The organism is Paraburkholderia aromaticivorans (assembly GCF_012689525.1).
Taxonomy (GTDB): domain Bacteria; phylum Pseudomonadota; class Gammaproteobacteria; order Burkholderiales; family Burkholderiaceae; genus Paraburkholderia; species Paraburkholderia aromaticivorans_A.
The window spans coordinates 1,264,279-1,281,153 of sequence record NZ_CP051515.1; the positions used below are offsets into that span (position 1 = coordinate 1,264,279).

The following is a 16,875-nucleotide window of genomic DNA, read 5'->3' on the forward strand; positions in this document are numbered from 1 at the left end:
GGCTTCCGTAAATTGTCTGGCGGGCCGCCGTCGACTGGCCAAGGTTCACCCTCGTGAGGAAAGCGCCTGAAGGTGCGGAACTTCGATGGGACTTTCGTAACCTTATGGCGCTCTTTCATCATGGACCTGCGTAGACTTCGGTATTTCACGGCAGTCGCCGAAGAGTTGCATTTCGGCCGGGCCGCACAGCGTATGCACGTCGTGCAGTCAGCGGTGAGCCATCAGGTGAAACTACTTGAAGAAGAGCTCGGATTTTCGCTGCTGCAGCGTTCACGCCACAACGTTCGGCTCACGGTCCCCGGCGAGATATTCTTACCTGAAGCGCGCGATCTGTTGCGTCGGGCGGATGAAGCGATGCGTCGTGCGCGTGCGTCGGCCGATGGTACGGTCGGGAGGCTAGCGATCGGCTTTGTTGATAACGTCCTGTGGTCCATTCTGCCGCCGATACTCCGGGACTTTCGCCAGAGGTGGCCGCAAGTCGAATTGACGCTGCATCCGCTCGATCGAAGCGCGCAGATCGAGGCGATTCGAACATCAACCATCGATATAGGGATCATGCCCTCGCCGTCGCCTGGTCATGCTCTCAAGTCTGCGGAACTTGCCGCAGGCCCTTTGGTGGCGGCCATCCCCCAGGGCCATCCGCTCGCCGTACGGCCGACGCTCTCAATTGTCGAACTAGGCATCGAGCCGTTTGTGCTGTTTCCCCGCAGGATGAACAGCCGGATTCTGGAAATCATCGTTGCGTGCTGCGCTTTGGCCGGGTTCGCACCTCGAATCGTCCAGGAGGCCGAACAGCTTCACACTCTCCTCGCGCTCGTTAGCGCGGGCCTCGGCGTTACGCTGGTACCGCAGTGGGTTGCTCGCGTCCAGCAACTCGACGTCATCTACATACCGCTCGACGAACTGCTCACGCCTTATGAACTGATCGCAGCATGGAATCCCAGCACGGACAATCCGGCGGTCGCGAACTTCCGTGAGATCGCAACCGGGATCGCCGGCCAGATGCTTCTCGAACCGCAAGCCCGATAGAACATATCGGATCTGTTCTCCGAATTTCGGATGCCGGTGATCAGGTATCGAGATCGCGTAGTTATTTTTAATCGTTAGACAGTGATCACCGGAACCTCGATAGTTGGCAGCAATGCGAAACGCAAATGCGGAGCCAACAAAGTTCTGAAGCCTTTCCGCGATTGACGCATCGGTTCTGACCTGAACCATCAGCGCAAAAAAAATCACCAACACTTAGCTACCGGCATCTTTCAGTGTCCAGGAGAATTCTTATGCCAGAAATTGAAGCGGATGCGCATCGCGATGACAGTTTGGCCTACTTGCTCCGATGCGAAACGCAGGATTTGCAGCGATAGTGGGGCGCGGCCTGCATGGCAGGCGGTGGGGGTAACCCAAAGTCATAAAAAGGAAGCACAGATAACCCATCTTTTACGTGCACGAAAAATCGCCTTCTTTATTGGTAGTCATACTAAATAAAAACATACCGTTTAATCGGTTGATGAGCGTGCGACTGGATTCACGTTTTGCTGTTTGCCTTCGTCTGAAAAACAAGGCGCCCGCAGCTTCCACGCTACGGAAAGAATGCCCGCTAAAAAAACACGAATACGTGGGGATACAGAGAGTTTCGAGATGGCAATTCTAAACGGAGGGGACTTTTGATGAAGAGGCAGATGTTCGCCGGCCTGGTGGCCGGGACGTTTGCGGTTTGTGGGCATGCTGAATCGAGCGTAACGCTCTATGGCATTCTCGACACCGCAATCGAGTTCACCAATCATTGGCCAATCAATCCCGGCCAGTCTGGGACCACCGGCAATCGCTGGTCAATGGCGGACGGAGCTCGTTCGGGTGGCTCACGCTGGGGTCTGACTGGCAATGAGGACCTCGGAGGTGGTCTGAAGGCGGAATTCCAGGTAGAGAGCGGATTTCTGGTTCCTAACGGCGCTTTGATGCAAGAGTTTTTTGGTCGTAGCGCGTGGGTCGGTCTGACGTCGCCGAAGGCTGGCACGCTTCGCTTTGGTAGACAGTACACGTCGCTCGTGGATGCACTTTACCCGTCGTCGCCGACGGACCTGTCGGGTACGTACGAGCCGGTCGTTGCGGAAGTCGGTTCAAATCTTTGGGAGAGCAATGTCGTCAAGTACAAAAACGCTTTCGGACCGGTGACGCTGACGGGACACTATTCCTTTAGCAACCTTGCAGGGCAGTTCTCGAATGGTTCGGGTTACGGTGGCGCTGCTTCATACGATAACGGCACGCTCTCTGTTAGCTTGGGATACGACAACCTTCACCGCTCAGAGGGTATTGGCAGCAACTATGCGCGGTTCGAAAAGGCGGCTATCGGGATCACCTATTCAACCGCCGCGCTCAAGTTCATGGGAGGGTACCGGTATGGAAAGAACGATCCGCTCGCCGGGTACGCCGCACGCGACGATTACTTCTGGGTGGCCACACGCTACCTAATTGCCGTCGACAAGATCCTGACCCTTGCGTACTACTACGACCGCATTCAGACGGCAACTGGAGCTAATGGCGAGGTGACAAGGCCGGCCAGCCCCCAGCAGATCATGGCCATCGGCGATTACCTGCTATCAAAGCGCACCGATCTATACGTGGTAGTGGGCTATTCGCGTCATTCGGCGCTGAACTTCGACTCGTACAACGGCACGTCTGCTGCCTATCGGACCGCGTCTGCAGACGGTAGCCAGACCGGTGTGCAGGTTGGTGTGCGGCATTCGTTCTAAGGCTAAAAGACGTCAGGCCGGCCGCTTGTCGAAAGGCGATCTGTGTCGGGGAAGGCGCTGCTGTGGCGGTGTCTGCCTGACGGAAGATACCGCCATTGACTCGCAAAAGTTGCTGCGTGTATCCAAGCAGGCCTCAAACATCTCTAACATAGTGAAAAGCAAAATGAGAACAATCGTACAGATTGGATTGGTGGTCGCGTTGTCAGTTGCCGTTGCACCGTTGGCGACATTTGCGCAGGACGGCAATAGCGGTGCGGTGGTCGCGTCGGCGGCTGCGGGTGGCGCACCGAGCGCAAAATCAATCAGGGCCGCTAATCGTAAGCTCGCCAAAAATGTGCGAACTGCAATGGCGAAGGCAAACGGGATCGACATGACGCAGTTGTTCGTCTACGCGAAAGGCGGCGCGATAACGTTGTCTGGTTCTGTGCCGAAGAGTGATCAGGTGGATCGCGCGGGAGAGATCGCCAAGAGTGTGCCTGGAGTCTCTTCAGTGGACAATCGGCTCAGCGTATATGCCATAGAGCGGTAATCGCGAACCGGCCGTTGCTTGCCGTGCAACGGCCCTGGCTTTGAATGGTCGTAGTCCGTCTATTGCACGTTCGCCGAAACTCCCGGCTGGCCGGATTGCGACGAACCGCTGGTCGACGGACCGTAGTTATTGGATGTTGCTTGACCGGCGACATTTTGCCGGGCGACCCGAGCCTCCGCAGCCCGAAGGTTCGCGGGGTAGTAAGGACCCGTGGAAGCACCCTTAAATCCAGCGGCCTCGAGTTGGCCGAGTTCTGCACGCACCTGAGCGCGCGTGACAGGCGACGAAGATTGCTGAGCAAAGGACAGAACCGGAACGGCCAGAACTGAGGCGACGATTAGCGTGTTGAAAAGGGAATTCATGGAGGCAGCCTTGATGGGTTGATTTCGCGCTACAGACGTCCGTGTCCGCAGTCAGTGATCGTAGTGTAATAGGGATTACCACTATTTCGCATCATGTTTTGCCAGGAAAGATCGTTGCGGGTTCGACTCAAATTGAACGCCAGATCGGGTAATTCGAATCCTTTGTGTCCAACGGATCTTGAAGATACTTAGCGTTGCGAAATTAACATGGAAATGCGCGTTGAACCCGTCTGACTGGTAATCACTTATTGAGATCATGCAGTCGATTTTTATCGTTGGACAGCGATCACGGCGGCGTCGATAGTGAGTAACAACGCAAAATCGAGCAGGAGACAAGGATGATCGATGAACTTCCGGCGACGGGCGTAGCCGCTCACGCATATCACAAGAGCGCGTCCAGATTCGCGAGGGGCTTTGCCACGCTGCCAAAGTCATCCGCTATACATCGGTTGTACCAATCCTTAATAGCGTTCCTCAAGTGATTAACGCCCTTAATTTCGATCTCGCCATGACCCCTTTCCCACTCGCGCAGCGAATTTCGAATGCGGCTCTGGCAATGCCGGCGTTCGAACGTGCGATGCCATCCAACCAGAAGGACTTCGAATGAACGTCACCCCTCCGCTGGCGCCCTCAACGGTAGCGCCGTCGCACGTTGAGTCGTCAAAAAGCTATGAATGGAAAGCTGTCATGCTGATGGCCATCGGCATGGGGCTCGTCGGCATAGATCGCTTCCTGATTGTGCCGTTGATGCCAGTACTGATGCACGATTTGAAGCTCGACTATCAGGACCTTGGGCATATCACGGGAGCATTGGCGCTCGCATGGGGCTTGTCGGCACTACTGACAGGAAATCTCTCAGACCGGATCGGCTTCAAGAGAGTCATCGTACCGGCCATGATCGGATTTTCGTTGCTGGCGGGTCTTGGCGGACTCGCGACGGGGGTCGGCAGCCTGATTGCCATCCGGGCATTCATGGGGGTAGCTGAGGGTGCCTTCACGCCTGCTAGCATAATTGCAACGATGGATGCGTCGCCACCGAGCCGGCACGGACGCAACGTCGGGATTCAGCAAATGATGCCAGCGCTTCTCGGGCTTGGTCTCACCCCGATCGTGGTGACGCAACTTCTCAAGGTGATGAGCTGGCCCTGGATTTTCCTGCTGGTGGCATTTCCGGGTCTCATCGTAGCGTTCTTCGCGCAACGGGTGTTACGCCGGCCGTCACCGATGGAAATTGCGAAGCACACCATGACACACGATGCTGCTCAGCATCGCTGGTATGAGGTGTTTCGCTATCGCAATGTGCCGCTCGGCATCATTTGCATGTTGTGTTGGCTCGCGTGCCAGATCGTCATTGCTGCGTTGTTTCCCAACTATCTTGTCGACTATCTGCATCTGGATATGCAGCAGATGGGTTTCATTCTTTCCTCGCTGGGCTTTGGCGGGGCGATCGGGGCTCTCGTGCTGCCGGCACTTTCAGACCGCGTCGGCCGCAAACCCGTCATGCTGTTTTCCGCGGCGGGCGTATTTCTGTCGCTTTGGATTTTCCTGCGAACCGGAGCGTCGCCGGTTCCGTTGTTCATCTGCCTGATGATCGCCATGGGTTGTCTGTACAGCCTGATCACACTGACCGTTGGTCCGGTCGCGGCGGAAGCCGTGCCGGTTCAACTGATGTCCACGGCATCGGGCATGATCATCGGTATTGGGGAAGTCTTTGGCGGCGGCGTGGCACCGGCGTATGCAGGCTATCTGGCCAAACATTTCGGCATCGAGCATGCGGTGACTATGCCGCTTTGGACAATCTGCGCTGGAGCCATTGCAGTCGCGGCGTTAAAGGAAACAGCTCCTGCGCGGATTTTCAATAAACGCGGGATTGAGTCGGAAAAGGACGAGGGAAACGATGCCTGATAACTCTGACAAGCTGCGTGTGATGGAGACGCCCGAGCGTGAGGCTTTTTACGAACGGATCGGCCAGAAGAACCTCGCGCCGCTTTGGACGTCGCTGAATGACCTGATTACGCCCGAGCCGCGGAGCAAATGCGTGCCGGCACACTGGCGTTTCGCAGACGTCCGCGCGGCCATGATGGAGGCCGGCGACATCATTACGGCAAAGGAAGCCGAGCGGCGCGTGCTCGTGCTAGAGAACCCCGGCCTGCGTGGTGAATCGAAGATCACGACCGATCTGTATGCGGGGGTGCAACTTGTCCTTCCCGGCGAGATCGCGCCCGCGCACCGTCACGCGCAGACGGCGCTTCGTTTTGTGATGGAAGGCGCTGGCGCTCACACATCGGTGAATGGCGAACGCACAATGATGAACGAAGGGGATTTCATTATCACGCCGCCGATGGCGTGGCACGATCATGGCAATGAAAGCGACCGGCCGATTATCTGGCTGGACGGTCTGGACATACCGGTGGTGCAGTTTGTGGACGCTTCGTTTGCCGAGCATCTCGGCGAGGACGAACAATCGATTACACGCCCCGTCGGCGACAGTGACGTCCGCTACGGAGCCAATCTGCTTCCGGTAGACCATCGTCCTGCCGGCGGGACCTCGCCCATCTTTAACTATCCGTATGGGCGGACACGCGAAGCGCTGGAGCGGATGCGCCGCGCGAACGCCTGGGATCCCTGTCATGGGCTGAAGATGAAATACGTCAACCCAAACAATGGAAAGTATGCGATGGCGACGATGGCTACCTTCACGCAGTTGCTGCCCAAGGGGTTTTCGACGGAGGCGTACCGTTCAACCGACGCTACGGTCTTTGTGCCTATCGAAGGGCGGGGCCGTAGTCGGATCGGAAACGACGTCACCGTGGAATGGAGCAAGCGAGATATCTTTGTCGTCCCGTCGTGGCATCACGTTCAGCACGAGGCTGACGAGGACAGCGTCTTGTTCTCGTTTTCCGACCGGCCCATACAGGAGGCGCTCCATCTGTTCAAGGAGGAAAGGGGCGCGGCCTGAATCGCCTCCGGTAACGTGCGCCGCGTCGTGGCGAATTTGATCTCGAAAAGGCATATGGTCAGTCCTCGCAGACGGCCCAAACGATGTTCTTGTTGTGGGTGATCGTCCGCAGTTGCAGCTGCTTTTCATAGGCCTTGGAGTGAATGCCGGACGCCACCACCCTGGCCACATCGTTGCGACGTTGGCGGCCTCGCTTATCGACCGATCAGGGGAATCGCCCAAGGGTATAACTGCAATCTTTGCCATCCAGCGGGCAGTCAAATTTCCCCACCTTCGAACCCGAGACCGGCACCCGCGGATACCTGGAGCGCGATCACGGCGCTTATAGGGCTTGTCTTGCGGCCTGGCGTTCAGTAGGAGCGGACAGGTTCGCTTCACGGAGTTCTCCTCGACGGATAACTACCATGAATTTTTCCCGCAATTTACCTGCAAAGCTGGCGGAAACAGGCGGATCACTCTGGATGAAATCGGGCAGATTGCCATGCACCGGATGCGCAACCGAAGCGAATGCGTAAAGCCTCAACCACTCGCTGTAGCCCCGTACGAGAAAGCCCCCTGAGCGCTCTATGTATTGCTGGCGGGACGTTTCATAGACGTCCCGGAGTGCAAACCACGGTACATGAGGCAAGTCATGATGAACGAGATGGTAGTTGTTGTTCAGAAAGAGCAGACGCCAGAACCACGCGGCTTCGTTAATGACGGTGCGATGCTCATGCGCTTGCGCCTCGCGATGTTCCTGAAACGAACGGATCGAACCCAACGACAGGGCTCCATAACCCGCACCGACGATAAAGACCCACGCCGGGATTCCGCACGCATGTTGCAGCCAGGCCGCGAGCACGGCGACGGCGGCGAAGTGCGCGAGCCACACCGGGACATCGCGCCAATCGCCGCTTTTGATCTTACGCAGCGCATCCACGCCCGTTGCGGCGATGGCGAACGCCGGACCGACAAGCAGGCGGCCGATAAACGTATTACGGAAGGTCAGCAGCGCGCGAATCGCCCAACCTGTGCGTCGCCATACGAGCGCGCTGACGAAGTAACTTTCGGGGTCGCGCTCGGAATGCGTCAGATGCGGATCGTCGTGATGCTGAAGATGTGAATCGCGATAGATGCCATACGGAAACCACACGGCGAGCGGCGCGAAACCGAGCAGGGCGTTGACGAGCGGCGAGCGCGTGGGATGACCGTGCAGCAGTTCATGTTGCAACGACATGTACCACGTGCCGAGCACAGCGAGCAGGAGCGTGGTGAACGGCAGGCCAAGTTCGCGCGCATGGGTCGCCACGCCGAACCATCCCCCATAGATCGTTATGATTAGCGCCCAGGTCGGCCATTGCGTGCGCCATGTCCAGCTTGTCGCCATGCGGGCGAGTGTGTTGCGTTGCGTGTCGTCGAGATAAATCGCCATTGACAGGATCGGTCGGAATGCAGGTTCAGACCGATCCTACGGACCCGCGCGCGTTGCCAGAACCAATTTGTTCAGCAATGCATCTGTGAAAACGTGAAAAGGCGGGCGGGCCTAAGCGCCGGCGCGCCTTCCGGCCTTATTGGTCAGGCGCTCAGGGCGCGTCCGCCACGCGGCAGGCGTGATCCTGGAGACCTTCAGCCGAGCCGCTGCCGTTGTCCACGTCGATCCCGCTGTTCACGATCAACCAGCCGTCCTTGTCGGCGGACGGCCCCGCGCCCGTCACGAGGATGGTTTGCCCGGCCATCGCCGCCGCGCCCTGATTGTCCCGCGCGACGATGCGAAACGGGTTGTCAGCTGCGCCAAGCGAGGTCACGCGCATGATGCGGTAGCGATTACCGTCGAGTGTCTCCCAGCGCCATTCATCCGGCGAATCTTTGGCGTGACGCGCGAGCGCTTCGCTGATATCGGCGCGCATGCAATCGATATGAATATGCAACTGGTTCTGCGTGCGGCGATATTGCGAGTTGATTTCTAGGCCGAGTTGATTGTCGGGCAGCGAGCGTTCGACCGACTTCTCCACGTAGGTCCGCGCGTCCCAGGCGTCCACCCAGTAATCCTGTGCATGCGGCGCGAGCACGAGCGGGCTTTCGATACCGGTGATGCGATCGGTCGGAATCAACAGGTGCTGCGAGCGTCCGACGATATCCTTCAGGATAGCGTAGCGTTTGTTCAGGTCGACAAACGTGCATTGACCCGGCGTGCCGGTTGCCTGCTGCGACGGCACGCAACGCAAATCGACGATTTTCCACAGCGCGTTCGAGTCGACCGCGGCGAGGCGCGCGCATGCGCTGGCGGCCAACGCGAGGGCCAACGCCGCAGCGACTCGCGTGCCGTGGCGTAAGAGGGCCCGCTGCGGGAGAGCGGGCGTTGATGTTTTCATCGGCGGATTGGTTGAGTTTTTAGAGGTGTTGTGAAGGTGGCTGCGGTATCAAAGCGTGGGCGCCGGCAGCACGCCGAGAAGCTGCTCGAAAGCAATGCCGATCGCCAGCAGGCGCCGGTCTTCGCCGAGCGGGCCGTCCAGTTCGAGTCCGACCGGCAAGCCGCTCGCGGTCATGCCCGCCGGCAGCGAGAGCCCCGGAATGCCCGAGGTGCTGGCCGGATCGGTGTTGCGCAGGAATGCATCCATGGTGTCGATCGGCTCTGAACCGTCGATCGAGACCGTCGACGAGCCGTTCACGTCGTCGATCGGCACGGCGGCGAGGCGCGTGGTCGGAAACAGCAGCGCATCGAGGCGCTCGTCGGCGAACGTCGCGGCCACATACTGCTGCAAGCGCGGCCGCCAATGATTCAGCGCCGCCTCGTAGCGGTCGCCGAGCACATCGTCGAGCACGCCGTCGTAAATCGCGCGCACGTCCGGGCTGGCAATGCGGGCCGCCAATTCGACGATGGTTTTGACGGGCGCGTCGTTGGCGACGAGCCAGGCGGGCACGTCGTCGCGCGGCTCATGGATTGCGATCGGGCCGCCCACCATGCCGTTCAGATCGTCCAGATCGCTCATCGCCACCGGCACGAACACCACGCCGGCCGCTTCGAGTCTCTTCAACGCGGTCCGTGCGACGTCTTCCACCTGGCGTTCGAGTCCTTCCCACAGCGGCGCGGGCAAGCCGATGCGCAAGCCGCTCAACGCGACGGTTGGCAATGCGCCGGCACCGGTGATCACGCCGTCGAGCAGCGCGATATCGGCGACGGTGCGTGCCATCGGCCCGACGGTGTCGCGCGTATGGCTGATCGGCACCACGGCGTCTGGATCGTGATAGCGCCGTTCGGCGCCGCCGTTGCCGACTGACGGACGAAACCCCGCCGTGCCCGTCAACGCGGCCGGAATGCGAGTCGAGCCGCCGGTGTCGGTGCCGAGACCCGCGGGCGCGATGCGAGCGGCAATCGCCGCGGCGGTGCCGCCCGACGAGCCGCCAGGAATCAGCCTGGGATCGTAGGGATTGCGCACCGGGCCGGCATGCGTGGCGAGGTTCGTACTCGTGATGCCGAACGCCAGTTCATGCATGTTGGCCTTGCCGAGCACGATCGCGCCGGCGTCGATAAGGCGCTGGACGGAGGGCGCATTGGTCTTCGGTATGAAGCCCTCGAGCGCCGGTGTGCCCGCCGAGGTCTGCATGCCCGCCGTGTTGATGTTGTCCTTCACGACTATGGCCAAACCCGCGAGCGGCAAGCGAGCCTTCTCGGCTGCGGGCAATGCGTCGATGCGCCGCGCGGCGGCGAGCGCGCCGTCGAGGTCGAGCGCGGTGAGCGCATTGAGGCTCGAGAGCGCCGCCGCGCGTGCGAGCAAGGTGGCCACGTAGTCGGCGGCATTCAGGCGGCCTGACTGGATCGCGGCGACGGCTTCGGTGGCGGTCAACGCGAGTTGTTCATCGACGGTCCATGTCATGGCCGGCGTCTCCTTGTCCTGATGGGGTGTCCCGGCGCGAGGGTTTCATGAAGCGCAGTGCGAAGCGCGGCTGCGTGGGCACCAGCCTGGGCCGCAGCAGTCTCGCATCGTAACCGCTCATGCGCCGGTCGTTTTCCGCGAGGCAGAGCGTGAACAAGTCGCGCGCATTCATGGCTTCACCAATTACCCCACTGTTCGCGAGCAGAAAATTCGAATCGTGCGCGGTGCCTTGCGCGTCGATGCCTCTCGCGATCGCGAAGCGCTGCCAGACCAGCACCACCCTGATCGCGGCCACGCGCAGCGAGTGCCACGGTCTGCGCCAGAGCGGCATGGTACGCCGATACCACGCGACCCAGTTGATGTACAACAAAAGTGATGGCTTCGCGCAGCAGGGGATCGCGCAATTGCGCGGCATAGGTATGGACGGCAATCGACGCGCGGCCTTCGGTCTCGCGATGTCCCAGATGGGCAGCGAACACAGCCGTTCGAGTGCATCGGGCGGCAACGGCGGCCATTCGAGTACGGCCGGCTTAGAAGGGATGTAGGTTTCAGGCAGCATGCGGCAAAACATCTGCCTGTGCGCCTCGGAACCGATTTTCACGCGGGCAGGGCCGCGGAATGTCCAGTGGCGTAGGGTGCGGTCTTCGGCAACATCTGTCAGTGTGTCGGACATGGCAGGCGTACAGAGGGCGAACTCGATGCGTCGCCCATTCTGGCACAACCGTCTAAAAACCGATGCCGAGCGGCGCAAGCCGGCTGGCGCCGCTCCCATCGCACATGATGCCAATGACGCGATCGGTGACTTTACTGGTGGTTATCGATCCACATGCGTCCCCAGCGGAATGCGTAGGCCAGCGCGTGCTCTTCGTCGAAGAAATAATCGAGCGCGTCGAATGAATAATGCTGGTCGTGATTCGCGGAAGTTTTCTCGATGGTCAGGTTGGCGGCGAACAGGCCATTGGGTAATTGTTGTGCGGCCGGTGCAACTTCGTAACCCTTGTAGCGAATATGTGCATTCATGATTTTTGGCAGTCGTTGTGCCCCGCTTGCGTCGAAAAGGCCGGCACCTCGGACGCAACCCGTAGCGTCACGCGGCCGGTAAATCAGCGGGCAAGGTCAAGCCTAGGCCGCGCTGCGCAGCGGGTGAACCAATCTTTAGTCGTAAGCAAATCAGAAGGGAAGTGTGCAGGAGCCCCGATCGGATCATATTCGCTGTGTTCAAACACACTATCCGGCGATGCGGAAGACGGGTCTGTTATGTGCCGCACGGTTCGCGCGAACGACCGCGCCGTGGGCCGCCCAGGCGGGTCCACGGCGTCGTGAGACGGTAGGCAAAGAGGGGATTTAAACCGCGTGCAGGAGGCGTGCGGGTTGTGCGTCCTTGAGCGCGTTGCCGACCGGCGCGGCGTCCGGCACGCGATGCGCGTTGAACGCCAGCGCGAATTGTGCGGCCTGCTGGCCGACGGTGGCGAGCTGATCGACGACCTTCTCGTCCGAACAGGTGTCGACGGTGTCGAAGCGCGTTTCCAGCGTATTGATGCCGGCGCCGAACGGCGTGGGCCAGCCGCGCAACGCGTGGACGATCGAGCGCAACGACGTCAGCACCGAGCCCGCGGCTTGCCAGCCATACGCCGTGACGATACAGCCGACCGCGCGGCCATCCAGATACGGGCGCTCGTCGGCGCGCAATTCCTCGAGCGTGTCGAGCGCGTTCTTGACGAGACCGGACACGCCGCCGTGATAGCCGGGCGTGGCGATGATCAGCGCGTCCGCATGGCGCACCGCCTCGATCACTTCAAGCTGCTCGTCCGTGCGGTGGGTCTGCTCCGGCGCGTAGTGGGGCAGACTGTGCAGGAAGGTGCCGCCGAACAGGCGGGTGTTCGCTCCGGCGGCCTGCGCGCCGCGCAACGCGAAGCCGAGCGCGCGCTCGGTCGACGAAGCTGCACGTGTCGTGCCGCCAATGCCGATGACGAGCGGCCGGCGATGATGATCGAAACTGGTCAACGAAATGCTCCTTCGGTAGCGGCTCACGGTGCGCCGGCACGGGGCTGCGCGCGGCGGACCGGGGCGAACCGGACTTTGAAGTGTTATCTTAATCAGCGCTGGGCGCCGCACGAAGCGACTTTTTGTTCTAACGATATAACCGTGCGGCGTGTTGCCGGAACGGCGGCGCGGCCGCCTTCGGTGTCGCGGAGCCTATGCCGCGTGTACTGCAATGCACTTGAAGCCGCGCCGGATAAGCATATGGCGAACCATTGTTTGGGGGCGCGATGACACGCGGCTATGATCGAATCGTCTCCTCCATGACACCTCCTTGACATGGGACTCGGCCTCGCCACGCCAGTGGTGGGGCCTTTTTTTATCCGCTGACCGAGAGCCTTGCGACCGGGCCACTTCACGATAAAGCCGTTTTTTGCATGTTACGATCCTCCGCAAAGCCAATCACGGCGAGGTCGAACAAGCAATGGCAACTCTTTATGACACCCTCGGCGTGCCCACGCACGCCACGGACGAAGAAATCAAGCGGGCCTACCGCAAGGCCGCGATGAAGTGGCATCCCGACCGCAATAGCGGCGCCGAAGAAGTCGCGCGCGCCACCTTCCAGGAAATCAAGGACGCGTACGCGATCCTCTCCGACGCCGCGCAGCGCAAGGTGTACGACGCGGTCTACGCCGAGCAGATGCGCGGTTGGGAAGCGCAACACACCCGCCAGCAGAAGGCGCAAGCCGAACGCGAAGCGGCGGCGCGCGCTGCCGACGAAGCCGCGTACGCGGAGATGGTCTCGCTCGCCATGCGTTTCGCCGACGACGGCCACAACCGCGATGTGCTGTTCGGCGTGCTGCTCGGGCGTCGATGTGAGGCGCGGCGAGCCGCGCAGATCGCGGACAGCGTATCGGCGTTGCAGGCCGCGCGCCGCGAAACGGCGAAGGCCGAGGCTGAACCAGTCGCGGCGGATGCGCCCGAGAGTGTCGATGGTTCGGTCAGGACCGAGGCGACTTCAGCGAAAGATGATGCCGCCGTACACGGTTCACCAGTTCACCGCGCGAAGCAGGACAAGCGCGAAGAACCCGCCAGCGACACACATCCAGCCGGTACCCTGAGCGGCCTCTGGTTCCAGTTTCTCAACGGCTTGCGGCTCTGACGCATCACGCCGGTTGCCCGGCGATCCGTGCCAGCTCGGCGGCGAGTTCGTCGATATAGGCATCGTTAAGGCCGCAGTCCGCGAGCGCGCTCTGCAGCTTGAACACGTACTCCGCGTTCGTGCCGAACAGACCGGTCGCCACGGCCATCGACGGTGCGATCAGCGGCGCGCGCGCGTCGCCTTCGTATTGCGAATTCCCGTGATCCGCCACGAAGGCGATCGCGGATAGTTCGGTGCCGTCCTGGAGTGTGACCGGCGCCCACGTCGGACGATAGGCGCCGGTGACCATCTCGCGAATCCAGAGAATGCGCAGTTCTTCTTCGAGCGTCTCGCCGCACAGGCGCAACGCGACGCCTTGCGTGCTGCCGCCTTGTTCGAGCGAGAGCATGCGGCCCGGCTGCTGCGGCGTGCCGCGTCCGGCGATCATACGGATGCAGAAGCTGCGATGCCAGCCGTGCAGGGTCGCGATGCGGCGGCTGTCGAAGTCCGAGATCGGATTCCACATCAGCGAGCCGTAGGCGAAGACCCAGACATCGCCGTTGCCCGGACGCTGCCGCATGGTATGCGCGAGCGAGGCGTCGATCTGCGCCTGCGTCCAGAGCATGTCCTTGGGCAGCGATTCAAAACTTTCGAGGTAGGCGCCCGAGCTAATGGCGTTTCTGTTCAGCATCCCGTGATTTCCTTCGTGGGGTGACGCGTCGCGCGCTCGGTCGACATGGCGTGCGCATAAAAAGTCAGCACCAGTATGAAGGCGGGACTGGCCGGGATAAATCCGTCTGGGAAAAATAGTGCGTCGCCAGCAGCAGCACAATCGGCGGGCGCGCAACGCGCCATGTCCTTGCCGCGAGCCGCGATGCGAGACCACCGAATCCGCAGCCGTGTGAGGAATGACGCCCTGGCTGGTAGACCATGAGGTTCTATACTTCGCCCGCCGCGGCGTCCGACGGAAGCGACGCGGCCAACCGCATCGTGTCCGGCCGACGCGAGAGCGACGCTTCGGTGTGAAATGCCCGATCTCGGTTTGCTCTACACCGAAGGCTGAATGAAAGCTTGGCGCTTGCGTTGGTACACTTCGGCGCACGCGCGACGCGCGGTGCCCGTGAGTGAGCAAGCCCTGGTACAAATTCTCGTGGCGCAACAAATTTGAACATCGTAGTGTCACGAGGGCGCAAGACTGGGCCGGCAGAATTGCACACAGAAACAAACAAAAAAACACGGGTACGGGGTAAGCGTGACCAGAAAATATAAGGTGCTGTTTCTCTGTCGCGAGAATTCAGCACGGAGCATCATTGCCGAAGCTTTGTTGCGGGAACTGGCGGGACACCGGTTCGACGCGTTCAGCGCGGGGCCGGAACCGGCCGCGCGGGTCCATCCATTCGCGGTCGCGCAATTGCGGCCGGGCATCTCGGACCTCGGCATTCTCAGTCCGAAAAGCTGGCTGGAATTCACCGGTGAATGGGCGCCGCGCATGGACCTCGTCGTCGCGCTGGACGAATCCGTCGACGCACACCACGCGCCCGCGTTTCCTGGCGAGCCTGCGTCGTGCAGCTGGACCTTCGCCGATCCGCTCGCCGACGACATCGCCGAGCCCGAGCGCGCGCGCCTGTTCGAAAAGGTGTTCTGGCAAATCGTGCGGCAGATGAGCGCGTTTATCGAACTGCCGCAATACGCTACGCCGGCCAGCGCTGTCGCAACGGCCACGATTCCCGCGTCGAGCCCCTCGCCGCAGCGCGTCACGACGTGCGACGCGTGAACACATTGCGCAGGCGCCGCCTCAGTCTGAATCAGGCCTGAGGCGAAACGCCGGCAAAAGTTACTGCGCGGTTTTCGAGGGATTCATTGGGTCGCCGGGCGACATCGGCTGCGGATTGCCCTTGGCCGAATCCATGTTTTTCATGCTGGTGCCCGGCATCGGATCCAGCGGATTCGAGACGGGATCGCCCCAATGGGTCATGCCCGCGGTGGCCGCGCTGTGCGCGTTGCCTCCGCCGCTGCCGCCCTGGCCGTTGCCGCCGCCTTGAGCGAGCGCCGCACCGCTTGCCACTGAAAGCGCGGCGATACACCCCAGCATGATTTTCAGCATTGATTTGCGCATGATCCTTCTCCTTGCGAGCTCATCGGCATCAGGATCGCTGTGAGCTGGACGTATGCCGCTCGCGATGATCATGATCGGTCCTCGAGATGCAACGCGCAATTGCGCTGCTCTGTCCGGATATACGGCGGGCACGGGCGGCTGGATGCAAATGGGCAAAGCAGGGCAAAGCGGGGGCAAGCGCACGCGACAGCGCATCACATGTGTGCGTGGCACGGGTACATGCGTGCTTGCGAACGCGCCGAACCGGCGGTTTCCCACGGAGGAAGTGTGAGGTGATTTCTTTACGCTAGCGGCTGAATAATACGGTGGTCTATCGATTGCTCGAACGCGCGAGCGGACTTCCGGCGAATGGGTCGTTCTGCCAGTCCACGCGTTTTTTCGGCTGCGGGGCAGGCGCCGGCGCCGCCGACAATTCAAAGTGGTCGATGGATTGACCCGCGCTGATTGCCTGTTTCAGCCACTGAGGCATTTCGCCCTGGCCGTCCCAGCTATCTCCAGTTGCGCTACGGTAGCGTCCGGCCTTTTGCGCGGCCGGCTCGGATGCCAGCACTGCAGCAAGGTCTTCTGGTCTGATGCCAAACTCTTCCATGCGATGGCGGAGATACGCAATCATGCTATCTCGCTTCCTTTCGTCCATAAGATATTCGTCCTTCTAAAACGTCCGGCGTTCTGTCAATTACAGATTGCAAGGGAAATCCGCGAAAGCATCGATCCATATAAATGGGGACGGCCCGCGGTGTGGTTATCGATTGAAGGAAATGCTAAAGGCAGCGTTTAGAAAACGTCGCTCCATATATCGCGGCGCAGCAATTAGCCGACCCGGCCGCCAATCAAACTCAAGGGTGTCAATCAGTGAATATTCAAGCGCTTCGCCGCGCGGCAAGGAAGGCTGCGGATGTCTCGCGCCAAGCCTCATGCTCACAAGGGAAAAAACGGTATTGACGACGCACTGATTGCGGCAGGCCGGTCTCATCTCCACGCTCCGTCTCTCGCCGGTACGTCGTGCGGGGCCGATTATTGACGTTATGTCAGCATCATAACGCACTGTGTGGCCAAAGCACGTACCGGTTTGGGTGATTTTGTGCAAATCTCTTCTTTCCAACTACTTCGGCTGCGGCAGACGGGACCGGGTGTTCCGCGATTGAATTCCTGAGTGGCCGAGCTATAAAGAAATCAGCGGAGCC

Annotated in this window: 16 protein-coding genes and 1 pseudogene; 7 read left to right on the forward strand and 10 right to left on the reverse strand. The window is 60.6% G+C overall.

The features are described from left to right. Positions 1-72: 72 nt before the first annotated feature. The 3 genes from HF916_RS17530 to HF916_RS17540 all read left to right on the forward strand — a co-directional run bounded on the left by HF916_RS17530 (position 73) and on the right by HF916_RS17540 (position 3,279). On the forward strand, positions 73-1,029 hold the full coding sequence (locus HF916_RS17530; protein ID WP_168790137.1) for a LysR substrate-binding domain-containing protein: 957 nt from the start codon (positions 73-75) through the stop codon (positions 1,027-1,029). 638 nt (positions 1,030-1,667) lie between these two features. After that, positions 1,668-2,750: a porin gene (locus tag HF916_RS17535; protein ID WP_168790138.1), complete on the forward strand. Its 1,083-nt coding sequence runs from the start codon at positions 1,668-1,670 to the stop codon at positions 2,748-2,750. A gap of 163 nt (positions 2,751-2,913) precedes the next feature. After that, entirely contained in the window at positions 2,914-3,279 is a 366-nt protein-coding gene (locus HF916_RS17540; RefSeq protein ID WP_168790139.1) for a BON domain-containing protein, read from the forward strand. A gap of 59 nt (positions 3,280-3,338) precedes the next feature. On the opposite strand, the gene HF916_RS17545 is transcribed toward HF916_RS17540, so the two are convergent. After that, the gene (locus tag HF916_RS17545) at positions 3,339-3,641 is read right to left on the reverse strand and encodes a DUF4148 domain-containing protein (RefSeq protein WP_168790140.1); all 303 of its coding nucleotides are present in this window, start codon (positions 3,639-3,641) and stop codon (positions 3,339-3,341) included. Positions 3,642-4,244: 603 nt separating this feature from the next. On the opposite strand from HF916_RS17545, the gene HF916_RS17550 reads away from it, so the two are divergent. Further along, positions 4,245-5,546, forward strand: a complete 1,302-nt coding sequence (locus HF916_RS17550) for an MFS transporter (protein ID WP_168790141.1) — start codon at positions 4,245-4,247, stop codon at positions 5,544-5,546. After that, on the forward strand, positions 5,539-6,600 hold the full coding sequence (gtdA, locus tag HF916_RS17555; protein ID WP_240975569.1) for a gentisate 1,2-dioxygenase: 1,062 nt from the start codon (positions 5,539-5,541) through the stop codon (positions 6,598-6,600). Before HF916_RS17550 ends, gtdA begins: the two co-directional genes overlap by 8 nt. A gap of 322 nt (positions 6,601-6,922) precedes the next feature. Here gtdA and HF916_RS17560 read toward each other — a convergent pair whose 3' ends face one another. From HF916_RS17560 to HF916_RS17585, 6 genes and pseudogenes are all read right to left on the reverse strand, one after another. Further along, complete coding sequence (locus tag HF916_RS17560) at positions 6,923-8,011, reverse strand: fatty acid desaturase (protein ID WP_168790142.1); 1,089 nt, start codon at positions 8,009-8,011, stop codon at positions 6,923-6,925. 151 nt (positions 8,012-8,162) lie between these two features. Continuing rightward, entirely contained in the window at positions 8,163-8,951 is a 789-nt protein-coding gene (locus tag HF916_RS17565) for a CDP-diacylglycerol diphosphatase (RefSeq protein ID WP_168790143.1), read from the reverse strand. Positions 8,952-8,999: 48 nt separating this feature from the next. After that, on the reverse strand, positions 9,000-10,454 hold the full coding sequence (gene iaaH, locus HF916_RS17570; RefSeq protein ID WP_168790144.1) for an indoleacetamide hydrolase: 1,455 nt from the start codon (positions 10,452-10,454) through the stop codon (positions 9,000-9,002). Then, positions 10,435-11,127 (reverse strand): annotated as a pseudogene (locus HF916_RS17575) (ferritin-like domain-containing protein). Before HF916_RS17575 ends, iaaH begins: the two are co-directional and overlap by 20 nt. A gap of 131 nt (positions 11,128-11,258) precedes the next feature. Then, positions 11,259-11,474, reverse strand: a complete 216-nt coding sequence (locus tag HF916_RS17580) for a transcriptional regulator (RefSeq protein ID WP_012427561.1) — start codon at positions 11,472-11,474, stop codon at positions 11,259-11,261. Between the two features lie 324 nt (positions 11,475-11,798). Continuing rightward, positions 11,799-12,458 (reverse strand): NADPH-dependent FMN reductase, encoded by a 660-nt coding sequence (locus HF916_RS17585; RefSeq protein ID WP_168790145.1) that lies wholly within the window; start codon positions 12,456-12,458, stop codon positions 11,799-11,801. Between the two features lie 460 nt (positions 12,459-12,918). Here HF916_RS17585 and HF916_RS17590 point away from each other — a divergent pair, with 460 nt between their 5' ends. Continuing rightward, a complete protein-coding gene (locus HF916_RS17590; RefSeq protein ID WP_168790146.1) occupies positions 12,919-13,596 on the forward strand; it encodes a J domain-containing protein in 678 nt (225 codons plus the stop codon). A 4-nt stretch (positions 13,597-13,600) separates the two neighbouring features. On the opposite strand, the gene HF916_RS17595 is transcribed toward HF916_RS17590, so the two are convergent. Further along, positions 13,601-14,266, reverse strand: coding sequence for a gamma-glutamylcyclotransferase (locus tag HF916_RS17595; protein ID WP_168790147.1), 666 nt, complete (start codon positions 14,264-14,266; stop codon positions 13,601-13,603). Between the two features lie 561 nt (positions 14,267-14,827). Between HF916_RS17595 and HF916_RS17600 the strand changes: the two genes are divergently transcribed. Then, entirely contained in the window at positions 14,828-15,349 is a 522-nt protein-coding gene (locus tag HF916_RS17600) for a low molecular weight phosphatase family protein (protein ID WP_168790148.1), read from the forward strand. Between the two features lie 60 nt (positions 15,350-15,409). On the opposite strand, the gene HF916_RS17605 is transcribed toward HF916_RS17600, so the two are convergent. Continuing rightward, a complete protein-coding gene (locus tag HF916_RS17605; RefSeq protein ID WP_168789126.1) occupies positions 15,410-15,691 on the reverse strand; it encodes a hypothetical protein in 282 nt (93 codons plus the stop codon). Between the two features lie 310 nt (positions 15,692-16,001). Further along, positions 16,002-16,328, reverse strand: a complete 327-nt coding sequence (locus HF916_RS17610; protein WP_168790149.1) for an H-NS family nucleoid-associated regulatory protein — start codon at positions 16,326-16,328, stop codon at positions 16,002-16,004. Positions 16,329-16,875: the final 547 nt, after the last annotated feature.